At 76.7% G+C, this 15,655-nt stretch carries 13 protein-coding genes and 3 tRNA genes; 11 read left to right on the top strand and 5 right to left on the bottom strand.

All coding sequences use genetic code 11. The annotated features are described in order from the left end of the window. Nucleotides 1-26: 26 nt before the first annotated feature. On the top strand, nt 27-1,214 hold the full coding sequence (locus MF672_RS23780; protein ID WP_242371237.1) for an NAD(P)-binding domain-containing protein: 1,188 nt from the start codon (nt 27-29) through the stop codon (nt 1,212-1,214). On the opposite strand, the gene hutH is transcribed toward MF672_RS23780, so the two are convergent. The 3 genes from hutH to MF672_RS23795 all read right to left on the bottom strand — a co-directional run bounded on the left by hutH (nt 1,195) and on the right by MF672_RS23795 (nt 4,099). Beyond that, a complete protein-coding gene (hutH, locus tag MF672_RS23785) occupies nt 1,195-2,745 on the bottom strand; it encodes a histidine ammonia-lyase (RefSeq protein WP_242371235.1) in 1,551 nt (516 codons plus the stop codon). The genes MF672_RS23780 and hutH overlap by 20 nt on opposite strands. 16 nt (nt 2,746-2,761) lie before the next feature. Next, nucleotides 2,762-3,469, bottom strand: coding sequence for an ArsR/SmtB family transcription factor (locus MF672_RS23790; RefSeq protein WP_242371234.1), 708 nt, complete (start codon nt 3,467-3,469; stop codon nt 2,762-2,764). A 78-nt stretch (nt 3,470-3,547) separates the two neighbouring features. After that, the gene (locus MF672_RS23795; protein WP_242371232.1) at nt 3,548-4,099 is read right to left on the bottom strand and encodes a hemerythrin domain-containing protein; all 552 of its coding nucleotides are present in this window, start codon (nt 4,097-4,099) and stop codon (nt 3,548-3,550) included. 228 nt (nt 4,100-4,327) lie between these two features. Here MF672_RS23795 and MF672_RS23800 point away from each other — a divergent pair. From MF672_RS23800 to MF672_RS23850, 10 genes are all read left to right on the top strand, one after another. Next, a tRNA-Gly gene (locus MF672_RS23800) sits at nt 4,328-4,399 on the top strand. A gap of 15 nt (nt 4,400-4,414) precedes the next feature. Continuing rightward, a tRNA-Cys gene (locus MF672_RS23805) sits at nt 4,415-4,485 on the top strand. 5 nt (nt 4,486-4,490) lie between these two features. Beyond that, nucleotides 4,491-4,565, top strand: a tRNA-Val gene (locus tag MF672_RS23810). Nucleotides 4,566-4,858: 293 nt separating this feature from the next. Then, on the top strand, nt 4,859-7,873 hold the full coding sequence (locus MF672_RS23815) for a hypothetical protein (RefSeq protein WP_247815504.1): 3,015 nt from the start codon (nt 4,859-4,861) through the stop codon (nt 7,871-7,873). A 32-nt stretch (nt 7,874-7,905) separates the two neighbouring features. Then, entirely contained in the window at nt 7,906-8,337 is a 432-nt protein-coding gene (locus MF672_RS23820; RefSeq protein WP_242384120.1) for a nuclear transport factor 2 family protein, read from the top strand. Nucleotides 8,338-8,479: 142 nt separating this feature from the next. Continuing rightward, entirely contained in the window at nt 8,480-9,709 is a 1,230-nt protein-coding gene (locus MF672_RS23825; protein ID WP_247815393.1) for a rod shape-determining protein, read from the top strand. Continuing rightward, nucleotides 9,706-10,572 carry a rod shape-determining protein MreC gene (locus MF672_RS51470; protein WP_302893254.1) on the top strand — a complete coding sequence of 289 codons (867 nt, stop codon included), beginning with the start codon at nt 9,706-9,708 and terminating at the stop codon, nt 10,570-10,572. The genes MF672_RS23825 and MF672_RS51470 overlap by 4 nt, the downstream gene beginning before the upstream one ends. A gap of 43 nt (nt 10,573-10,615) precedes the next feature. Further along, nucleotides 10,616-11,263 (top strand): hypothetical protein, encoded by a 648-nt coding sequence (locus tag MF672_RS23840; protein WP_242382891.1) that lies wholly within the window; start codon nt 10,616-10,618, stop codon nt 11,261-11,263. Further along, on the top strand, nt 11,256-13,109 hold the full coding sequence (locus MF672_RS23845; protein ID WP_242382889.1) for a peptidoglycan D,D-transpeptidase FtsI family protein: 1,854 nt from the start codon (nt 11,256-11,258) through the stop codon (nt 13,107-13,109). The genes MF672_RS23840 and MF672_RS23845 overlap by 8 nt, the downstream gene beginning before the upstream one ends. A gap of 41 nt (nt 13,110-13,150) precedes the next feature. Further along, complete coding sequence (locus MF672_RS23850) at nt 13,151-14,326, top strand: FtsW/RodA/SpoVE family cell cycle protein (protein ID WP_242382888.1); 1,176 nt, start codon at nt 13,151-13,153, stop codon at nt 14,324-14,326. Here the strand turns inward: MF672_RS23850 and MF672_RS23855 are convergent. Then, nucleotides 14,285-15,271, bottom strand: coding sequence for an amidohydrolase family protein (locus MF672_RS23855; RefSeq protein WP_242382886.1), 987 nt, complete (start codon nt 15,269-15,271; stop codon nt 14,285-14,287). The two genes, MF672_RS23850 and MF672_RS23855, sit on opposite strands and share 42 nt — an antisense overlap. Next, complete coding sequence (locus tag MF672_RS23860) at nt 15,268-15,636, bottom strand: metal-sulfur cluster assembly factor (protein WP_242382884.1); 369 nt, start codon at nt 15,634-15,636, stop codon at nt 15,268-15,270. Before MF672_RS23860 ends, MF672_RS23855 begins: the two co-directional genes overlap by 4 nt. Nucleotides 15,637-15,655: the final 19 nt, after the last annotated feature.

Raw genomic sequence — 15,655 nt, forward strand, 5'->3', positions numbered from 1 at the left:
CCGCGCGTCCGGCTTCACTGGCTGACGTGATTGCTTTCCTCGGACAGGGGCGCATGGGCGCCCCCATGGCCCGGCGCCTGACGGACGCCGGGCACAAGGTGACGACGTGGCGGCGCGGGACCGGCATCTCCCCCGCGGCGGCGGTGGACGGCGCCGACCTGGTCATCACGATGCTGAGCGACCCGGCGGCCGTGCGCGAGGTGCTGACGGCGGCGCTGCCGGGGCTGCGGCCGGGCGCGACCGTGGTGGAGATGTCCACGATCGGCCCGGAGGCGGTGCGCGAGCTGCGGGCGCTGCTGCCGGCCTCGGTCGCTTTGGTGGACGCGCCGGTGCTGGGCAGCGTGGGCCCGGCGGCCGACGGCACGCTGACCGTGCTGGCCGGCGGCGACGTGAGCGGGTGCCGCGAGGTGCTGTCGGTGTTCGGGACGGTGCGCGCGCTCGGGCCGCTCGGCGCGGGCGCGGCGATGAAGCTCGCCGTCATGAACGCGATCGTGCCCGCCCAGGTGCTGCTGGCCGAGACGCTGGCGTACGGGGAGGCGCACGGCGTGGACCGCGACGTGCTGCTCGGCGTCCTCGCGGGCACCCCGCTGGGCGCGCTGGCCGCCCGGCTGGCCGTGCCCGCCGCCGAGACCCGCTACTCCCTCACGCACGCCGCCAAGGACCTGGAGCTCGGAGCGTGGGAGGGCGCGACCGTGGCGGGGGCCGCCCGCGCCCGGCTGCAGGAGGCGCGGGCGGCCGGCCTCGGCGAGCGCGACCTGACCGCGATCGCGGAGCACGCGCGCGGCGGGCGGGCCTCCTCGCGGGCGGTGCCGCTCAACCTGGCGACGGTCCCGCCGACGAACGGCATGTACTCGCACGCGGTGCGGGCCGGGGACACGCTCTACGTCTCCGGGGTGGCCGCCTTCGACCGGGACGGGAAGATCGTCGGCGAGGGCTCCATGGCGGCCCAGTCCGAGCACGTCTTCCAGGTCATCGGGCGCATCCTGGCCGACCAGGGGGCCGGGTTCGGCGACATCGCGTTCATGCGGACGTACCTGACGGACATGGACGCCCGCGCCGAGTACGGCGCGGTGCGCCGCAGGTACATCACCGGCACGCCCCCGGCCAGCACGACGGTCGAGGTGTCGCGGCTGTTCATGCCGGGGCTGCTGCTGGAGGTGGACCTGGTCGTGGCCCTGCCCGCCCCGCGGCCGGTCACTCCAGGGGGCCGGTGACCTGCTCCACGGCGGCGAGCACGCCGCCCTCGGCCACCAGGCGCACGGCGGCCTCGATCTCCGGCGCCAGGAACCGGTCGGGCCCGGGAGCGGGGACGGTCTCGCGCAGCGCCCGCACCACGGCGGCCGTGGCGGGCGCGGGCTCCAGGGGGGCGCGCAGGTCGAGCGCGCGGGCGGCGGTCAGCACCTCGATCGCCAGCACGCGGGTGAGCCCGTCGATCGACCTGCGCAGCTTGCGCGCGGCCGACCAGCCCATGGACACGTGGTCCTCCTGCATGGCCGAGCTGGGGATGGAGTCGACGCTGGCGGGCACGGCCAGGCGCTTCAGCTCCGAGACGATCGCGGCCTGGGTGTACTGAGCGATCATGTGGCCGGAGTCGACGCCGGGGTCGTCGGCGAGGAAGGCGGGCAGGCCGTGGTTGCGGGCCACGTCGAGGAAGCGGTCGGTGCGGCGCTCGGACATCGAGGCCAGGTCGGCGGCGACCACGGCGAGGAAGTCCAGCACGTACGCGAGGGGCGCGCCGTGGAAGTTGCCGTTGGACTCCACCCGGCCGTCGGCCAGCACGGCCGGGTTGTCCACGGCGCCGGCCAGCTCGCGCCCGGCGACGGCGGCGGCGTGCGCGACCGTGTCGCGGGCGGCCCCGGCGACCTGCGGCGCGCAGCGCAGCGAGTAGGCGTCCTGGACGCGGGTGCAGGCGGCGGGGTCGCGGTGGCTGGCCATGATGCCCGACCCGCGCAGGACCCGCACCATGTTGGCGGCCGAGTCGGCCTGGCCGGGGTGCGGGCGCAGGGCCTGCAGCTCGGGGGCGAAGACGCGGTCGGTGCCGAGCAGCGCCTCGACGCTCATCGCGGCGCTGACGTCGGCGGTGCGGATCAGCCGGGTGAGGTCGTGGATCGCGAGGACGAGCATGCCCAGCATGCCGTCGGTGCCGTTGATGAGGGCCAGGCCCTCCTTGGCGGCCAGCTCGACGGGGTCGATCCTGGCCTGCTTCAGCGCCTCGGCGGCGGGCTGGAGCGCGCCGTCGCGGTCGCGGACCGCGCCCTCGCCCATGAGGGTGAGCGCGACGTGCGCGAGCGGGGCGAGGTCGCCGGAGCAGCCGAGGCTGCCGTACTCGTGGACGACCGGGGTGAGGCCGGCGCTGAGCAGCGCGGCCAGGGTCTTGGCGGTGACCGGGCGGATGCCGGTGTGGCCGGTGGCGAGGGTGTGCAGGCGCAGCAGCATGAGCGCGCGCACCACCTCGGTCTCGACCTCGGGACCGCTGCCGGCGGCGTGCGATCGGACCAGGGAGCGCTGGAGCTGGGCGCGCAGCGCGGGGTCGATGTGCCGGGTGGCGAGCGCGCCGAACCCGGTCGAGACGCCGTACGCGGGGACGGGGCTCTCGGCCAGCTCGTCCACCCGCTGGCGGGCGGCGGACATGGCGGCCACGGCGTCGTCGGTGAGCCGGACGGCGGCCCCGTGGCGGGCCACGTCGATCACGTCCTGGAAGCTGAGCGGCTCGGGGCCGACGGTCACGACTCCGTTGTCGCGCATGGTGGGCACTCCCTGATCAGGTAACTGGTGTATGCGATGTTAGCTCCTTACTTGGGAACAGCGCGGACAGCCCCTCCCTGCCCTCGTCGGTGAGGATCACCGCACGTGGGACGGTTCCTCGCCGGTACCAGCCGCGTTCGAACAGGGCGTGCGTGACGGCCGCGCCGAGCGCGCCGCCGAGGTGGGCGCGGCGCTCGGTCCAGTCCAGGCACTCGGGGGCGAACCTGCGCCGCGAGCCGCGCGCGCCCGCCACGTCCACGCCGAGGCCGGACAGCAGCCGCTCGCCCGCTCCGGTCAGGTCGTGGCCGTCGTAGTAGCCGCCGTCGCGCAGGCCGTCGAGCAGCCCGACCCCGGCGCGCCCGGCCAGGTGGTCGTAGCAGGTGCGGGCCTCCTCCAGCAGGCGGGCCTGGCGCGACTGGCGCAGGGAGCGCACCGGCGGGCGGGCGCTGATCCTGGCCAGGACCTCCAGGACCTCGGCCACCTCGTGCCCGGACAGGCGGTAGTAGCGGTGGCGGCCCTGGCGGACGACGTCCACGAGCCGGCCGTCCAGCAGCCGGGCCAGGTGGGCGCTCGCGGTGGCCGCGCTCACGCCGGCGACCCGGGCCAGCTCCCCGGCGGCGAGCGCGCGGCCGTCGAGGAGGGCCGTGAGGATGGCCGCCCGCGTCGGGTCCGCGATGAGCGCGGCGACGGGGGCGATGTCGGCGTCCCTGGCGATGTGTTCCATGCTCACGACGGTAGTGCGCGCACAGTTCGGCCGCGAACGAAAGGTCGGTGTCGCGTCCGGGGGGACGGAAGGCGGGCCTCAGTGCTTCCCGAGGGCCTTGCGGATCAGCTCGCGGGCCCGCTCCATGAACGCCAGCGGCGTGCCGACCAGCAGGTTCGCGGTGGCGGACTCGGTGCCGGGATGCGGGCGGAGCGGCGCCAGGCTCTCGGCGGCGCGGACCGCGGCCGCCATCGCGCGGCGCTCGACGACGCTGGTGGCGGCGCGCAGCCGGGCGAACTCGTAGCGCTCCTCGCCGCGCGCGTGCGCGGTGACGGCGGCCCGCAGCTCGGCCAGGCGGTCCCAGAAGCGGGGGTCGTCCACGCCGTCGCGGTGCAGGTCGAGCAGGAGGCGCTTGGCCAGGTTCTCCTCCCGCAGCCGGTCGGTGACGACGCCGGGGCCGCCGTCGATCCTGCGGCGCGCGTACGGGTGGACGATCTCCTCCTCGGCGGTCTCGTGCACCGACAGCAGGCGCGTCAGCCGGCCGAAGGCCGCCTCCACCTTCTCCGGCGGCGCCTGCTCGACCTCGTCGAACAGGTCCCTGATCTGCCCGTGCTGGGCGACCAGCAGGTCGATCACATCGTGTTCAGCCACGCCTCGCGGCCTACCCCCGCCGCTCGCCGGGCACGCCCCGCCTTACCGAACGCGGGCCGTCCGGGGACCCAACGCGGAGGCTGCCGGCCGGCGGGCGGCGCGTTCGTCACGGGGCAGCGCGTGACGGTCAACCGCGGGCACAGCTGACCTGCGCGGGCGTAATCCAGTTTGGGTCCTCGGCCGAGATTCGCTACAGTTCTCTCGTCGCCCGGCGCGAGCGGGGCGAAGGCGGAAGTGGCTCAGTGGTAGAGCATCACCTTGCCAAGGTGAGGGTCACGGGTTCGAATCCCGTCTTCCGCTCGGAGCTTCCGGCTCGGTGGCGTGGCCGAGAGGCGAGGCAGCGGCCTGCAAAGCCGTCCACACGGGTTCAAATCCCGTCGCCACCTCACAAGGACGATTAGCTCAGCGGGAGAGCGCTTCCCTGACACGGAAGAGGTCACTGGTTCAATCCCAGTATCGTCCACCAGCGCGAAGAGCCCCGGCCCTGCACAGGCTGGGGCTCTTCGCTTTCCGGAGTCTCTTCGCTCTTCCGGAGCTTTCGGGCCGCCCGGGGTGGGTAGCGGCGGTCGCATGAGACTCGGGAACTGGGACGTGCGGCCGCTGGGCGGCGGGGCGGGCTGCCTGATGATGATCGTCGCGTCGATCCTGCTGTCGGTGCTGCTGACCGTGGTGGTCAATTGGCTGCTTTGAGCATGAGGTGAGAGGGATGTCCTCTTTACGGCGGAGCGAGAGCTTCCGCCAGGGGGCACGTATGGAGGCGTGGGAAAGTCGACGCGCGCCTTTCTGCTGACGGCGGCGGGGACGGCGTTCGCCGTCTCCGCCCTGTGTGCTCTGCCGCCGATCGGGCGGCTGCTGAGCGGGGCGCCCCTGGTGGGGGCGCTGGTGTTCCCGGGGGCCGGGCGGGGGCCGGGGGTGGCCGCGGGGGTCGCGGTGGCCGGGCTCGCCGTGCTCGTCACGGCGGCGGGAGCCCTGGCGCTGCGGTGGGCCGGGCTCGGGGACCTGCGGAGCGGGGTGGGGTCGCGGGCCTTGGCGGTCGTCTGCTGGGCGCTCGCCGGCGGGGCCGGCGGGGTCGTGGCGGTGTGGGGGTGGGCCCGGATCGCGGGGGCCGGGTTCTGGGCGTACGCGCCGCGGGCCGGGTGGTGGGGGACGGCGGTGGCGGTGGTGGCCGCCGTGACGGCGTTGTGCGTGGTCCGGCAGGCGCCGGGCTCCTCCGCGCGGCCGTCCGGGGCCGGCCCTTCGGGAGCGGCGGCCCGGGCGGCGGCGTTCCGCGGCCGGGGGTGGGTGGTGCCGGTGGTCGCGGCCGGGTGGGCACTGGTGTGGGGCGCTTTCGTGCGGGAGCGGGAGCCGCTGACGGCCTGGCTGCCGATGTCGCTCGACTACTTCGAGCAGGCCGGCGTGGTGCTGGCGGCGGTCGTGGCGGCGCGCCTGGAAGGGGCGTTGCGGCGGCGGCTGCCCGTGGCGGGACGGCCCGGGCGGGCGTTCGTGCTGGCGTGGATCGCGCTGGCCGGGGCGCCGTTCGCGCACGCGGCCGTCGTCGCCGTCGATCGGGGCATGCGCGAGCTGCTGCTCGCCGACCCGTTCGGCACGGCCTGGCTCGTGGAGTACGCGAGGGACGCCGCGGCGGTGCTGGCCGCCGCGCCCGCGCAGGTGGCGGTGCCGCCGCTGCTGCTGGCCGCGGCCGCCACCGGGCTGCAGCTCGTCCTGCCCGCGCGGCGGCGGGCGGAGGCCGGGACGGACCCGGTGCGGCCGGACCGGCGGTGGAGCCTCACGGTGGCGGGGGCGGCGCTCGCGCTGACGTACTTCTGCCTGGCCGTCACCTCGCGGCACCCGGAGCTGACGCGGCGGACGTACGGCGAGAACGCGCCCCCGGTCGTGCGCGGGCTCGCCTTCCTCGCGCCGCCCGGCCCCGCGCTCGACCGCGCCGAGGTGGTCTGGTCATGGGCGGTGGTGGCGGTGTTCGGGGCCGCGGCGGCGCTGCTGGTGCACGTGGCGGTCCGGGGGCGGCTGGTGCGGCTGTTCCCGGCGTCCGACCTGCTGGTGCTGGCCGGGGCGCTCGCGCTGGCGGCGGCGATCGGGTGGAACGGCGGGAGCGTGATCGGCTGGGCGGTGACGGGTGAGCGCCCGCTCGGGATCTCGGCGGCGCGGGAGGCGGCGGTGTTCACCGGGGTGGTCGTGCCGGCGTTCGCGGTGGTGGTGTTCATCGTGCACACGCAGGTGGGGTTGTCCAGGTTCGTACGGATCGTGCGGCTGGCGGGCGAGGAGAGCTGGGGGACGCTCGTCGTCCGGCACCGGGCCTGGCGGGAGGAGGTGCACGAGCACGTGCCGGGGCGGCGGGAGCGGGCCGTGCTCGCCGCGTGGGCGGCCGGGGCGGCGCTGGCGGTGGTCGTGGTGGCGGGGGCGGCGCGCGGGTACGGCGTCGAGCCGCCCGCGCCGGAGGATCCGGGCAGCGGGGTGTTCCCGGCGCTGCCCGCCGTGTCGGTCGCGCTGCCCGCGGCGGCGAACGCGGCCGGGGCGGCGTGGGTCGTGCTGCTGGGCGGGCTGGTCTTCCTCGGGCTCGGGCAGGCCAACCTGCGGGAGCGGCGGGCGGCGGCGGTGGTCGCGGTGTGGGGGCTGTCGGTGGTGGCGGGCGGGGTGGCGTACCTGGCGGTGGACCCGGTGACGGGGCTGCAGGCGGGCTTCGTCGCCGGGCCGCTCGCGGCGGCGGCGACGGCCGCCGGCCTGTACCGGCGGCGGACGGCACGGGCGGCACGGACGGCGGGAGCGGCACGGACGGCGGGAGCGGCACGGACGGCGGGAGCGGCGCAGGCGGCGGGAGCGGCGGCGAAGCGGGCCGCCTCGACGGCGGCGGGAGGCAGGGGGCGCGCGACGGCGGCGGGCAGCGGGCGCGCGGCGGCCACGGCACGCGGGGCGGAATTGGCCAGGAAGGGAGCGGCCCGCCCCGGCCGGGCGGAGGCCCGGCGAGGGCCGGTGGGTGGAAGCCGGTCGGTCACCGCGTACGGGGCCGCGGGCGGAAGTCAGGTGCTCCCGGGGCGGAGGGCCGCGGGTGGGAGCCAGGCGGGCGGCGGGCGGAAGGGCCTCGACGGGCGCGACAGGGCCGAAGGACTTCAGGTGGGAGCGGGCGGGGGGAAGGTGCGGAGGGTGATGGTGGCCGGGGTCGGGGTGGTGGCGCTGGTCGTCGTGGCGGTGCCCGTCGTGCGCGGCGCCCCCGCGCCCCGGACGGTGCAGATCAGGAGCGGCTTGTGGCGGGAGCAGCGGGGACGCCTCACGGTCGAGGTGACCTACCCGCGCACCGGCGGCTCGGCCCGGGTGGACGCGGCGCTGCTCGCCCCCGTGCGGGAGCGGGTGGAGGAGGCGGCCCGCGAGGTGCGCGCCAACCCGGTCGCCGTGGCGGTCGTCACCGGCACGTACGCGGTCGTGCGCGACGACGCCCGCCTGCTCTCGGTCCGGTACGCGTTCGGCGGCGACGGCGCCGGCGCGCGGGCCGTGAACTACGACCTGGCCGCCGGCCGCGCCCTGAGCGTGACCGAGATCTTCGCGCCGGCGGCGTTCACCCCGGCGGGCCGGCGGCGGCTGGCGGAGACGCTGCGCCCGCTCGTCCCCGCCGGGCAGCGGCCGGTGACCGTGAGCGTGGACGACCCGCGCCTGGCGGTCAACGCCGGCACCGGCGCGGTGGAGTTCTCGTTCGGCCCCGGCTACTTCTGCCGTGGTTGCGCCCCCTTCACGGTACGGGTGCCGGACGGCCGCCTGACCGGCCTGCTGCCCCTGCGGGTCTAGCGGGAACGCCGTCCCGGCGCGACGATCGCGGCATGGACGCTCAGGAGATCGCCGACCGCCTGGAGATCGCGGACCTGCTGGCCCGCTACACGCACGCCATCGACTCCGGCCGCTGGGAGCTGCTGGACGAGGTGTTCGCCGAGGACGCCGTCATCGACTACAGCTCGTCCGGCGGCGTGAAGGGCACGAGGGAGGAGGTCAAGGCGTGGCTGGCCGAGGTGCTCGCGCACTGGCCGGGCCGGCTGCACCTGATCGGCGCGCCGGTGATCGGCTTCGCGGACGGCGAGGCGCGGGTGAGCGCGCCGTTCACCGACACGCTCGCCCCGACCCGGGCGATGGTCGCGGCCGCGACGGAGGGCTTCCTGCACGGCGGCGGCTGGTACCACCACCGGCTGCGCCGCACCCCGTCCGGCTGGCGGAGCGTGGAGCTGGTGGAGGAGCAGAGCTGGCGCACCGCCCACTGAGCCGCCGCTCAGCCGCGTCGCGCTGACCTGCGACAACTACCACGGGTACGGACTTATCGCGTTTGTGAAGAAACGCGGCCGGGCAGCGCGAGGGCGAGGGCGGCTGTCCCCAGCCCTCACCGCTGGAAAGGCTGTGCGGCACATGGCATTCGCTTCAGGTCTTCTCGGTCACGACATAGCGGTCGATCTCGGAACAGCCAACACGCTCGTCTACGTACGCAGGAAGGGCATCGTCCTCAACGAGCCCTCGGTCATCGCGATCAACCTCCACAAGAACACGGTCGTGGCCGTCGGCAGGGCGGCCAAGCGCATGATGGGCCGCACTCCCCCGCACATCGCCACGATCCGCCCGCTCAAGGACGGCGTGATCGCGGACCTGGACGCGGCCGAGCGCATGCTGCGGATGTTCATCCAGAAGGCGCATCCCAGCAGGTTCCTGGCCAAGCCCCGGATCGTGGTCGCGGTGCCGAGCGGCACGACCTCGATCGAGCAGCGGGCGGTCAAGGAGGCCGCGTACGAGGCGGGCGCGCGGCGGGTGCACATCATCGAGGAGCCCATGGCCGCGGCGATCGGCGCCGGGCTGAAGGTCGGCGAGGCCACCGGCAACATGGTCGTCGACATCGGCGGCGGCACCACCGAGGTCGCCATCGTGTCGCTGAGCGGCGTGGTCGTCGCGCGGTCGCTGCGGGTCGGCGGCGACGAGCTGGACGAGGCGATCATCACGTACGCGAAGAAGGAGCACGCGCTGCTGCTCGGCGACCGCACGGCGGAGCGGCTGAAGATCGACCTCGGCATGGTGCGGCCCGTCCCGGCCGGGGACGGCGACCTCGCCCCGCGCGGCCGGCACCGGGTGGGCGCCGCCGCCGGGCCGGCCGGGCTGCCGCCGGTCGTGGTGGCCGGCGAGGAGCCCGCGCCCGCGCCGGCCCCGCACCGCTGGAACCCGTTCCGCTCGCGCGCCCGCCGGGACGTCCCGCCGCCGCAGCACGACGCGCCGCCGCCGGTCGCCCCGGACACCGGCGCGCCGGTGCGCGGGCGCGACCTGGTCAGCGGCCTGCCGAAGACGGCGACGCTCACCGCCGCGGAGCTCGCCGAGGCCATCGAGGACCAGGTGCAGACCATCATCGACGCCGTGCAGGCGACGCTCGACCAGTGCCCGGCCGAACTGGCCGGTGACCTGCTGGACAACGGCATCGTCCTGACCGGCGGCGGGGCGCTGCTGCGCGGCCTGGCCGAACGCCTCGGGCAGGCGACCGGCATGCCGATCCGGGTGGTGGACAAGCCGCTGTACTCGGTGGCGCTGGGCGCGGGGCGCTGCGTGGAGCGGTTCCAGGCCATGCGGGACGTGCTGCTGCCCGATTGGTCCCGGCGGTGAGGCGGGCGGCCGTGCTGGCCGTGCTCGCCGCCGGTGCGCTGCTCGTCGTGACCGATCGCGTGCTCGTCCCGCTCACGCCGCTGCGCGCGGCCGGGGCGGCGGTGTACGGGGCCGCCGAGAGCGCGGCCGGCGCGGTCACCCGGGCGGCCGGGGGCGCGGGGCGGGCGCGGGCGCTGGAGGAGGAGAACGCCCGGCTGCGCGCCCGGCTCGCGGACGCGGGCACGACGGCGGACGGCGATTCGGGGGACGCCGGCTCGCCGGCCGAGGCGGCGGAGGCGGGGGGTCGTGGCGCGCGGGGCGTCCCGGTGCCGGTGCCCGTGCGGCACCGGGGCGTGGCCGCGCATGTCGTGGGGTTCGGCGCGGGGCAGGCGGTCGCGATCGACGCGGGGGCGGCGGCCGGGGTGGAGCGGGACGTGCCGGTGGTCGACGCCGCCGGGCTGGTGGGGAAGGTCTCCTGGGTGGGGGCGGGGACGGCGTCCGTGTCGCTGGTCACCGACCCGGGCGCGGCGGTGGGGGCGCGGATGGCGGAATCGGGCGAGCTGGGCGTGGTGACCGGGGTGCCGGGCTCGCGGCTGCTGCGGCTGAGCCTGTTCGACCCGGGCGCGGCGGTGCGGGCCGGGGAGCGGGTGGTGACGCTGGGGTCGGCTGGGGGGCGTCCGTACCTGGCGGGGCTGACGATCGGGACGGTGGCGCAGGTCGCGGACGCGCCGGGGGCGGCCACGCGGACGGTGCTGGTGCGGCCCGCGGCGCGGCTGTCGGCGCTCGACCTGGTCGCGGTGATCGTGCCCGCACCCGCGCCCGCGCCCGCACCCGCACCCGCACGCGGCTCCGGCTCCGGCTCCGGCTCCGGCTCCGGTGGGTGAGCCTGCGGCGGGGGCGAGGGCGCGTCCGGGAGGGAGGGGCGCGGTGGGGGTGGTGCTGTTCCTGGTCGTGGCACCGCTGGTGCAGGTGCTGGCGGTCAACCGGTCGCCGTGGGGCGGGCCCGATCTGGTGGTGCTGGCCGTGGTGTGGCCGGCGCTGGCCGGGGGGCCGGGGTGGGGGTGTGCGGCGGGGTTCGCGGCCGGGCTGGCCGCCGACGTGACGCCGCCCGCCGGAGGGACCGTGGGCGCGTCGGCGGTGGCGCTCGCGGTGACGGGCCTGCTGACCGGCCTGTCGTCCCCCACTGGCACCCGATGGGCACGCGCCCGGATGGGACGGGCGGTCGCGCTCGGCACGGCCGGGGCCGTCCCGGGGATGGGACGGGCGGTCGCGCTCGGGGCGGGCGGGGCGGTGCTCGGGGTGGGGTCGCGGGCCGGGATGGCGGTGGCGCTGGGGGACATGGGATGGCGGGAGGCGTGGGCGGGGCTGCCCGCGACGCTCGCCTGGACGGCCGCGCTCGGCGCCCCGCTCGCCGCCGCGCTGCTGAGGCGACGCCGGCCCCGGACCGGGCGCGGCTCCCTGCCCGGGGCGGACCCGTGGCACAAGCGCCAGCCCCGGCGCGGGCGCGACCCCCGGGTCGGGCGCGGGTTCCCGGGGGGTCGGCGGAGTGGCGGGGGCGGGGTGTGGGGTGTCTAGGGGGCGGGTGGCGGTGCTGCGGCTGCTCGTCCTCGCGATGCTGGCCACGCTCCTGGCCCGCCTGTGGTTCCTGCAGGTGATGGACGGCGACCGGTACGCCCGCGCCGCCGCCGGCGTCCGGATCAGGACGGTGCCGGTGCCGCCGCTGCGGGGCCGGATCGTGGACGTGTCCGGCCGCCCGCTGGCCGCGAACCGCACTCGCCCGGTCGTCACCGTGGACGCCGCGGCGCTGGCGCACCAGCCCGACGGCGGCCGGGCGGTGCTGGAGCGCCTGGCCGGGGTGCTGGGGCAGCCGTACCGGCAGCTCGCGAGCAAGGTGCGCCCGTGCGGGCCCGGCGTCGGGCAGCCGTGCTGGCCGGGCTCCCCGTACGAGCCGGTCCCGGTCGCGGACGGCGTCGCCGTGCCCGTGGCGCTGCAGGTGGGCGAGCGGCAGCGGGACTTCCCCGGCGTCCGCGCCGAGCTGCGCCCCGTCCGCGTCCACCCGCGGGGCGCGGCGGCGGCGCACACGCTGGGCTACGTGCAGGGCGGCGCGGGCCGCGCCGGGCTGGAGGCGGCCTACGACCGCGACCTCGCGGGCCGTCCCGGGCTGCGCACGGTGGCGGTGGACAACACCGGCGCCGTCACCGGGACGCCGCGCGAGGTGCCGCCCGTCCCCGGCGACACCCTGGTGACCAGCTTGGACGTGCGGGTCCAGGCGGTCGCCGAGCAGGCGCTGGCCCGGGCCCTGGCGAGCGGCGGCGGCACGTCGGGGGCGGTCGTGGTGCTGGAGTCGGGCACCGGCCGGCTGGTGGCGCTGGCCGGGCTGCCCGCGTACGACCCGGGCGTGTGGACCGACGGCGTGACCGCCCGCGAGTACGCCCGGCTGCCGCTGCTGTCGCCGCCCGTGCAGGGCCAGTGGGCGCCCGGCTCGACGTGGAAGGTGACGTCCGTGGCCGCCGCCGCCCGCGCCGGCTACGACCTCGGCGCCTCCTACGCCTGCCCCGGCGCATACCGGGTCGGCGACCGGCTGTTCCGCAACTTCGGCGGCGCCGATCTGGGCCGGATGACGATGCGCGGCGCCCTGGCCGTGTCCTGCGACACGATCTTCTACCGGCTGGCGGACGAGCTGTGGCGGCGCGGCGACCAGGCGCTGGAGGAGACGGCCCGCGGGTTCGGCTTCGGCCGGCCGACCGGGGTGGACCTGCCGGGCGAGGCGGCGGGCGCGGTGCCGGACGCCGCGGCGAAACGGGCACGCTGGCGGGCCACGCGGGCGGAGAGCTGCCGCCGCGCCGCGACGGGCTACCCGGAGCAGGCCGACCGGGCGCGGGCCGCGTACCTGACGGCGATCGCCAGGGAGAGCTGCCGGGACGGCGGCGCGTGGCGGGGCGGCGACGCGGCGAACCTGGCGATCGGGCAGGGCGGCGTGCTGGTGACGCCGCTGCAGCTCGCCCGCGCGTACGCGGCGATCGCCAACGGCGGGACGCTGTTCGCGCCGCGGGCGGGGAAGGCTGTGGTGCGGCCGGACGGGACGACGGTCAGGACGATCACGCCGCCGGTGACCGGGCGGCTGCCCGCCTCGGCCGCGACGCTGGCCTTCATCAGGGACGCGCTGGCCCAGGTGCCGAGGACCGGGACCGCGGCGGGCGCGTTCAGGGGGTTCCCGTTCGGCCGGATCGCGGTGGCGGGGAAGACGGGGACGGCGGAGGCGTTCGGGCGGCGGGACACCTCGTGGTTCGCCTCGTTCGCGCCGGACCCGGCGTACACGGTGGTGGTCGTGCTGTCGGAGGGCGGCCTCGGCGCGGAGGGCGCGGCCCCGGCGGCCCGCGCCGTCTGGGAGGGCGTGCTCGCGCTGAGAGGGGCCCGATGAGCGGGCCTGGGATGGGCGGGACAGGGGTGAGCGGGCCTGGGATGAGCGGGGCGGGCCCGCGGCGGCGACTGGCCTGGACGCCGGTGCTGGGCGGGTCCGACCGGGTGCTGACGGCGGCGGCGCTGGCCCTGTCCGGGACGGGGCTGCTGCTGGTGTGGTCGGCCACCCGGGCGTCCGGCGCGCCCGGCGGGCTCAGTGGGTACGGCGGGCCCGGCGGGTACGGCTCGCCGGCCAGGCAGACGGGCGCGGTCGCGGCCGGGCTGGTGCTGATGTGGCTGGTGTCCCGGTGCGACCTGCGGGTGCTGCGGGCGTACGTGCCGCCGGCGTACGCGCTCGCGCTGCTGGCCCTGGCCGCGGTGCTGAGCCCGCTCGGGACGCGGGTGAACGGGGCGCACTCGTGGCTCGTGCTCGCGCCGGGCGTGACCCTCCAGCCGTCGGAGTTCGCGAAGGTGGCGCTGGCCCTGGCGCTCGCGGTGCCGCTGGGCGAGCTGCGCGAGGGGCGGCGGCGGCCGGGCCCCGGCGCGGTCGCGCTGGCTCTGGTGCTGGCCGCCGGGCCGGCCGGGCTGATCGCGTCGCAGCCGGACGTGGGGACGATGCTGGTGTTCGCGGCGATGACGGGCGGCGCGCTGCTGGCGTCGGGGGCGCCGAAGAGGTGGCTCGCGGCGCTGGCGCTCGGGGCGGCCGGGACGGCGGTGGCGGCCTGGCGGCTCGGCCTGGTGCGGCCGTACCAGCTCAGGCGGCTGCTCGTGCTGGCCGACCCGGCGGCCGACCCGGGCGGCGCGGGCTACAACGCGGCCCAGGCGCGCATCGCGATCGGCTCCGGCGGCCTGCTCGGCAAGGGCCTGTTCCACGGCGGGCAGACGGCGGGGCACTTCGTGCCCGAGCAGCACACCGACTTCATCTTCACGGTGGCCGGGGAGGAGCTGGGCTTCGCCGGGGCGGCGGCGATCCTGCTGGTGGTCGGGGTGCTGCTGTGGCGCGGGCTGTCGATCGCCCGGCGCAGCGCCTCCCCGTACGGGGCGGTGCTGGCCGGGGGCGTCGTGTCGTGGCTGGCGTTCCAGACGTTCCTGAACGTGGGCATGACGGTGGGGCTCGCGCCGGTCGTGGGCGTGCCGCTGCCGTTCGTCTCCTACGGCGGCTCGGCCACCGTGGCGGGGCTGCTGGCGGCCGGGCTGTTACAGGCCGCGCACCGGACGGGCAAGGCCGTGCAGCCGTAGCAGGTTCTCGCCGAGGATCTTGCGTTTGGCCTGGTCGGTGAGCTGCGGGTAGCCGTACCCGTCGCACAGGTCCTGCGGGATGCGGAAGTCGCGGAAGGCGCGCAGCGCCCACTGCGGGTGGAAGATCGGCGCCTCCGAGCCGTAGATGATCTTGTCCTCGCCGCACCAGAAGAGCAGCTTGCCGATGATCTCGGCGAACATCCGGGGCGCGCGGACCACGAAGTTCACCGTGGCGGCCAGGCACGCGTACAGGTTGGGGTAGCGCACGAGCTGCCAGCAGGTCTCGTCCAGGAACGGCAGGCCGACGTGGAAGATGACGAAGTTGAGATCGGGGAAGTTCGCGGCGGCGCCGTCCATGTCCCACGTCTGGGTGTGCTCGATCGGCTGCGGGCCGAGCGGCACGCCCTTGTGCACGCCGATGAGGTTGATCCCGAGGTCGCGGGCCTTTTCGAAGATCGGGTACGCCACCCGCGGGTCGTCCATCCGCCACGGGTACGGCGAGCCGTAGTCGTAGCGGACGTTGTACAGCTTGAACGCCCGCGCGTTGAACTCCCCCACCTGGCGCTCCATGAGGTCGAGCGCCCTGCGCCCCTCGAGCGGGTTGACCGAGCCCCAGAAGACGGTCCTGTCGGGGTCGCGGGCGGCCAGCTCGGCGCACTCCTGCCACGGTGACAGGCCGTCGTGGTAGAGGTCGGTGAGCGGGAGCGGCATGGCGACGAGCATGTCGGTGTCCGACTCCTCGAACACCATGCGCCGGATGTCGTCCACCGTCCACTGGCGCAGGAACTCCTCCGGCGCGAGCCGGGTCTCGCCCTCCGGGGTGAGCGTGGTGTGGAAGGCGTACAGGTGGTCGGAGAACATCTGGCCGGGCCGGCCGTAGGCGTTCTTGGGCTCGAAGTTGAGGACGTGGGCGACGCTGTCGAACACGAAGAAGTCGTCGATCATCGCAGTTCCTCCCTGATGAAGGCCTCCTTGTCGGGCACCTGCGCGGGGGCGGGCAGGAAGCGCAGCAGGCGGGCCGCGCGGGGCGAGAGCCGCTCCACCGTCCACGGCTCGTCCCAGACGACCTCCACCTCGGCCCGCTCCACGCCGGGCTGCTCCTCGATGCGCTCGCGGACCTCGGTGAGCACGCGGGCGGCGAACGGGCACCAGCCCGTCGTCAGCAGCAGCTCGACCCTGGCCCGGCCGCCGCCGTCCAGCTCGACCGAGCGGATCAGGCCCATCTCGACGACCGAGATGCCCTTCTCCCGGCAGCACGGGTCGTACACCCCGGACAGCGCCTGACTGGCCCACTGCGGTATATCCGGCATGTCCTCATCGTCGGACGGG

It is taken from the genome of Actinomadura luzonensis (assembly GCF_022664455.2).
GTDB classification, from domain to species: domain Bacteria; phylum Actinomycetota; class Actinomycetes; order Streptosporangiales; family Streptosporangiaceae; genus Nonomuraea; species Nonomuraea luzonensis.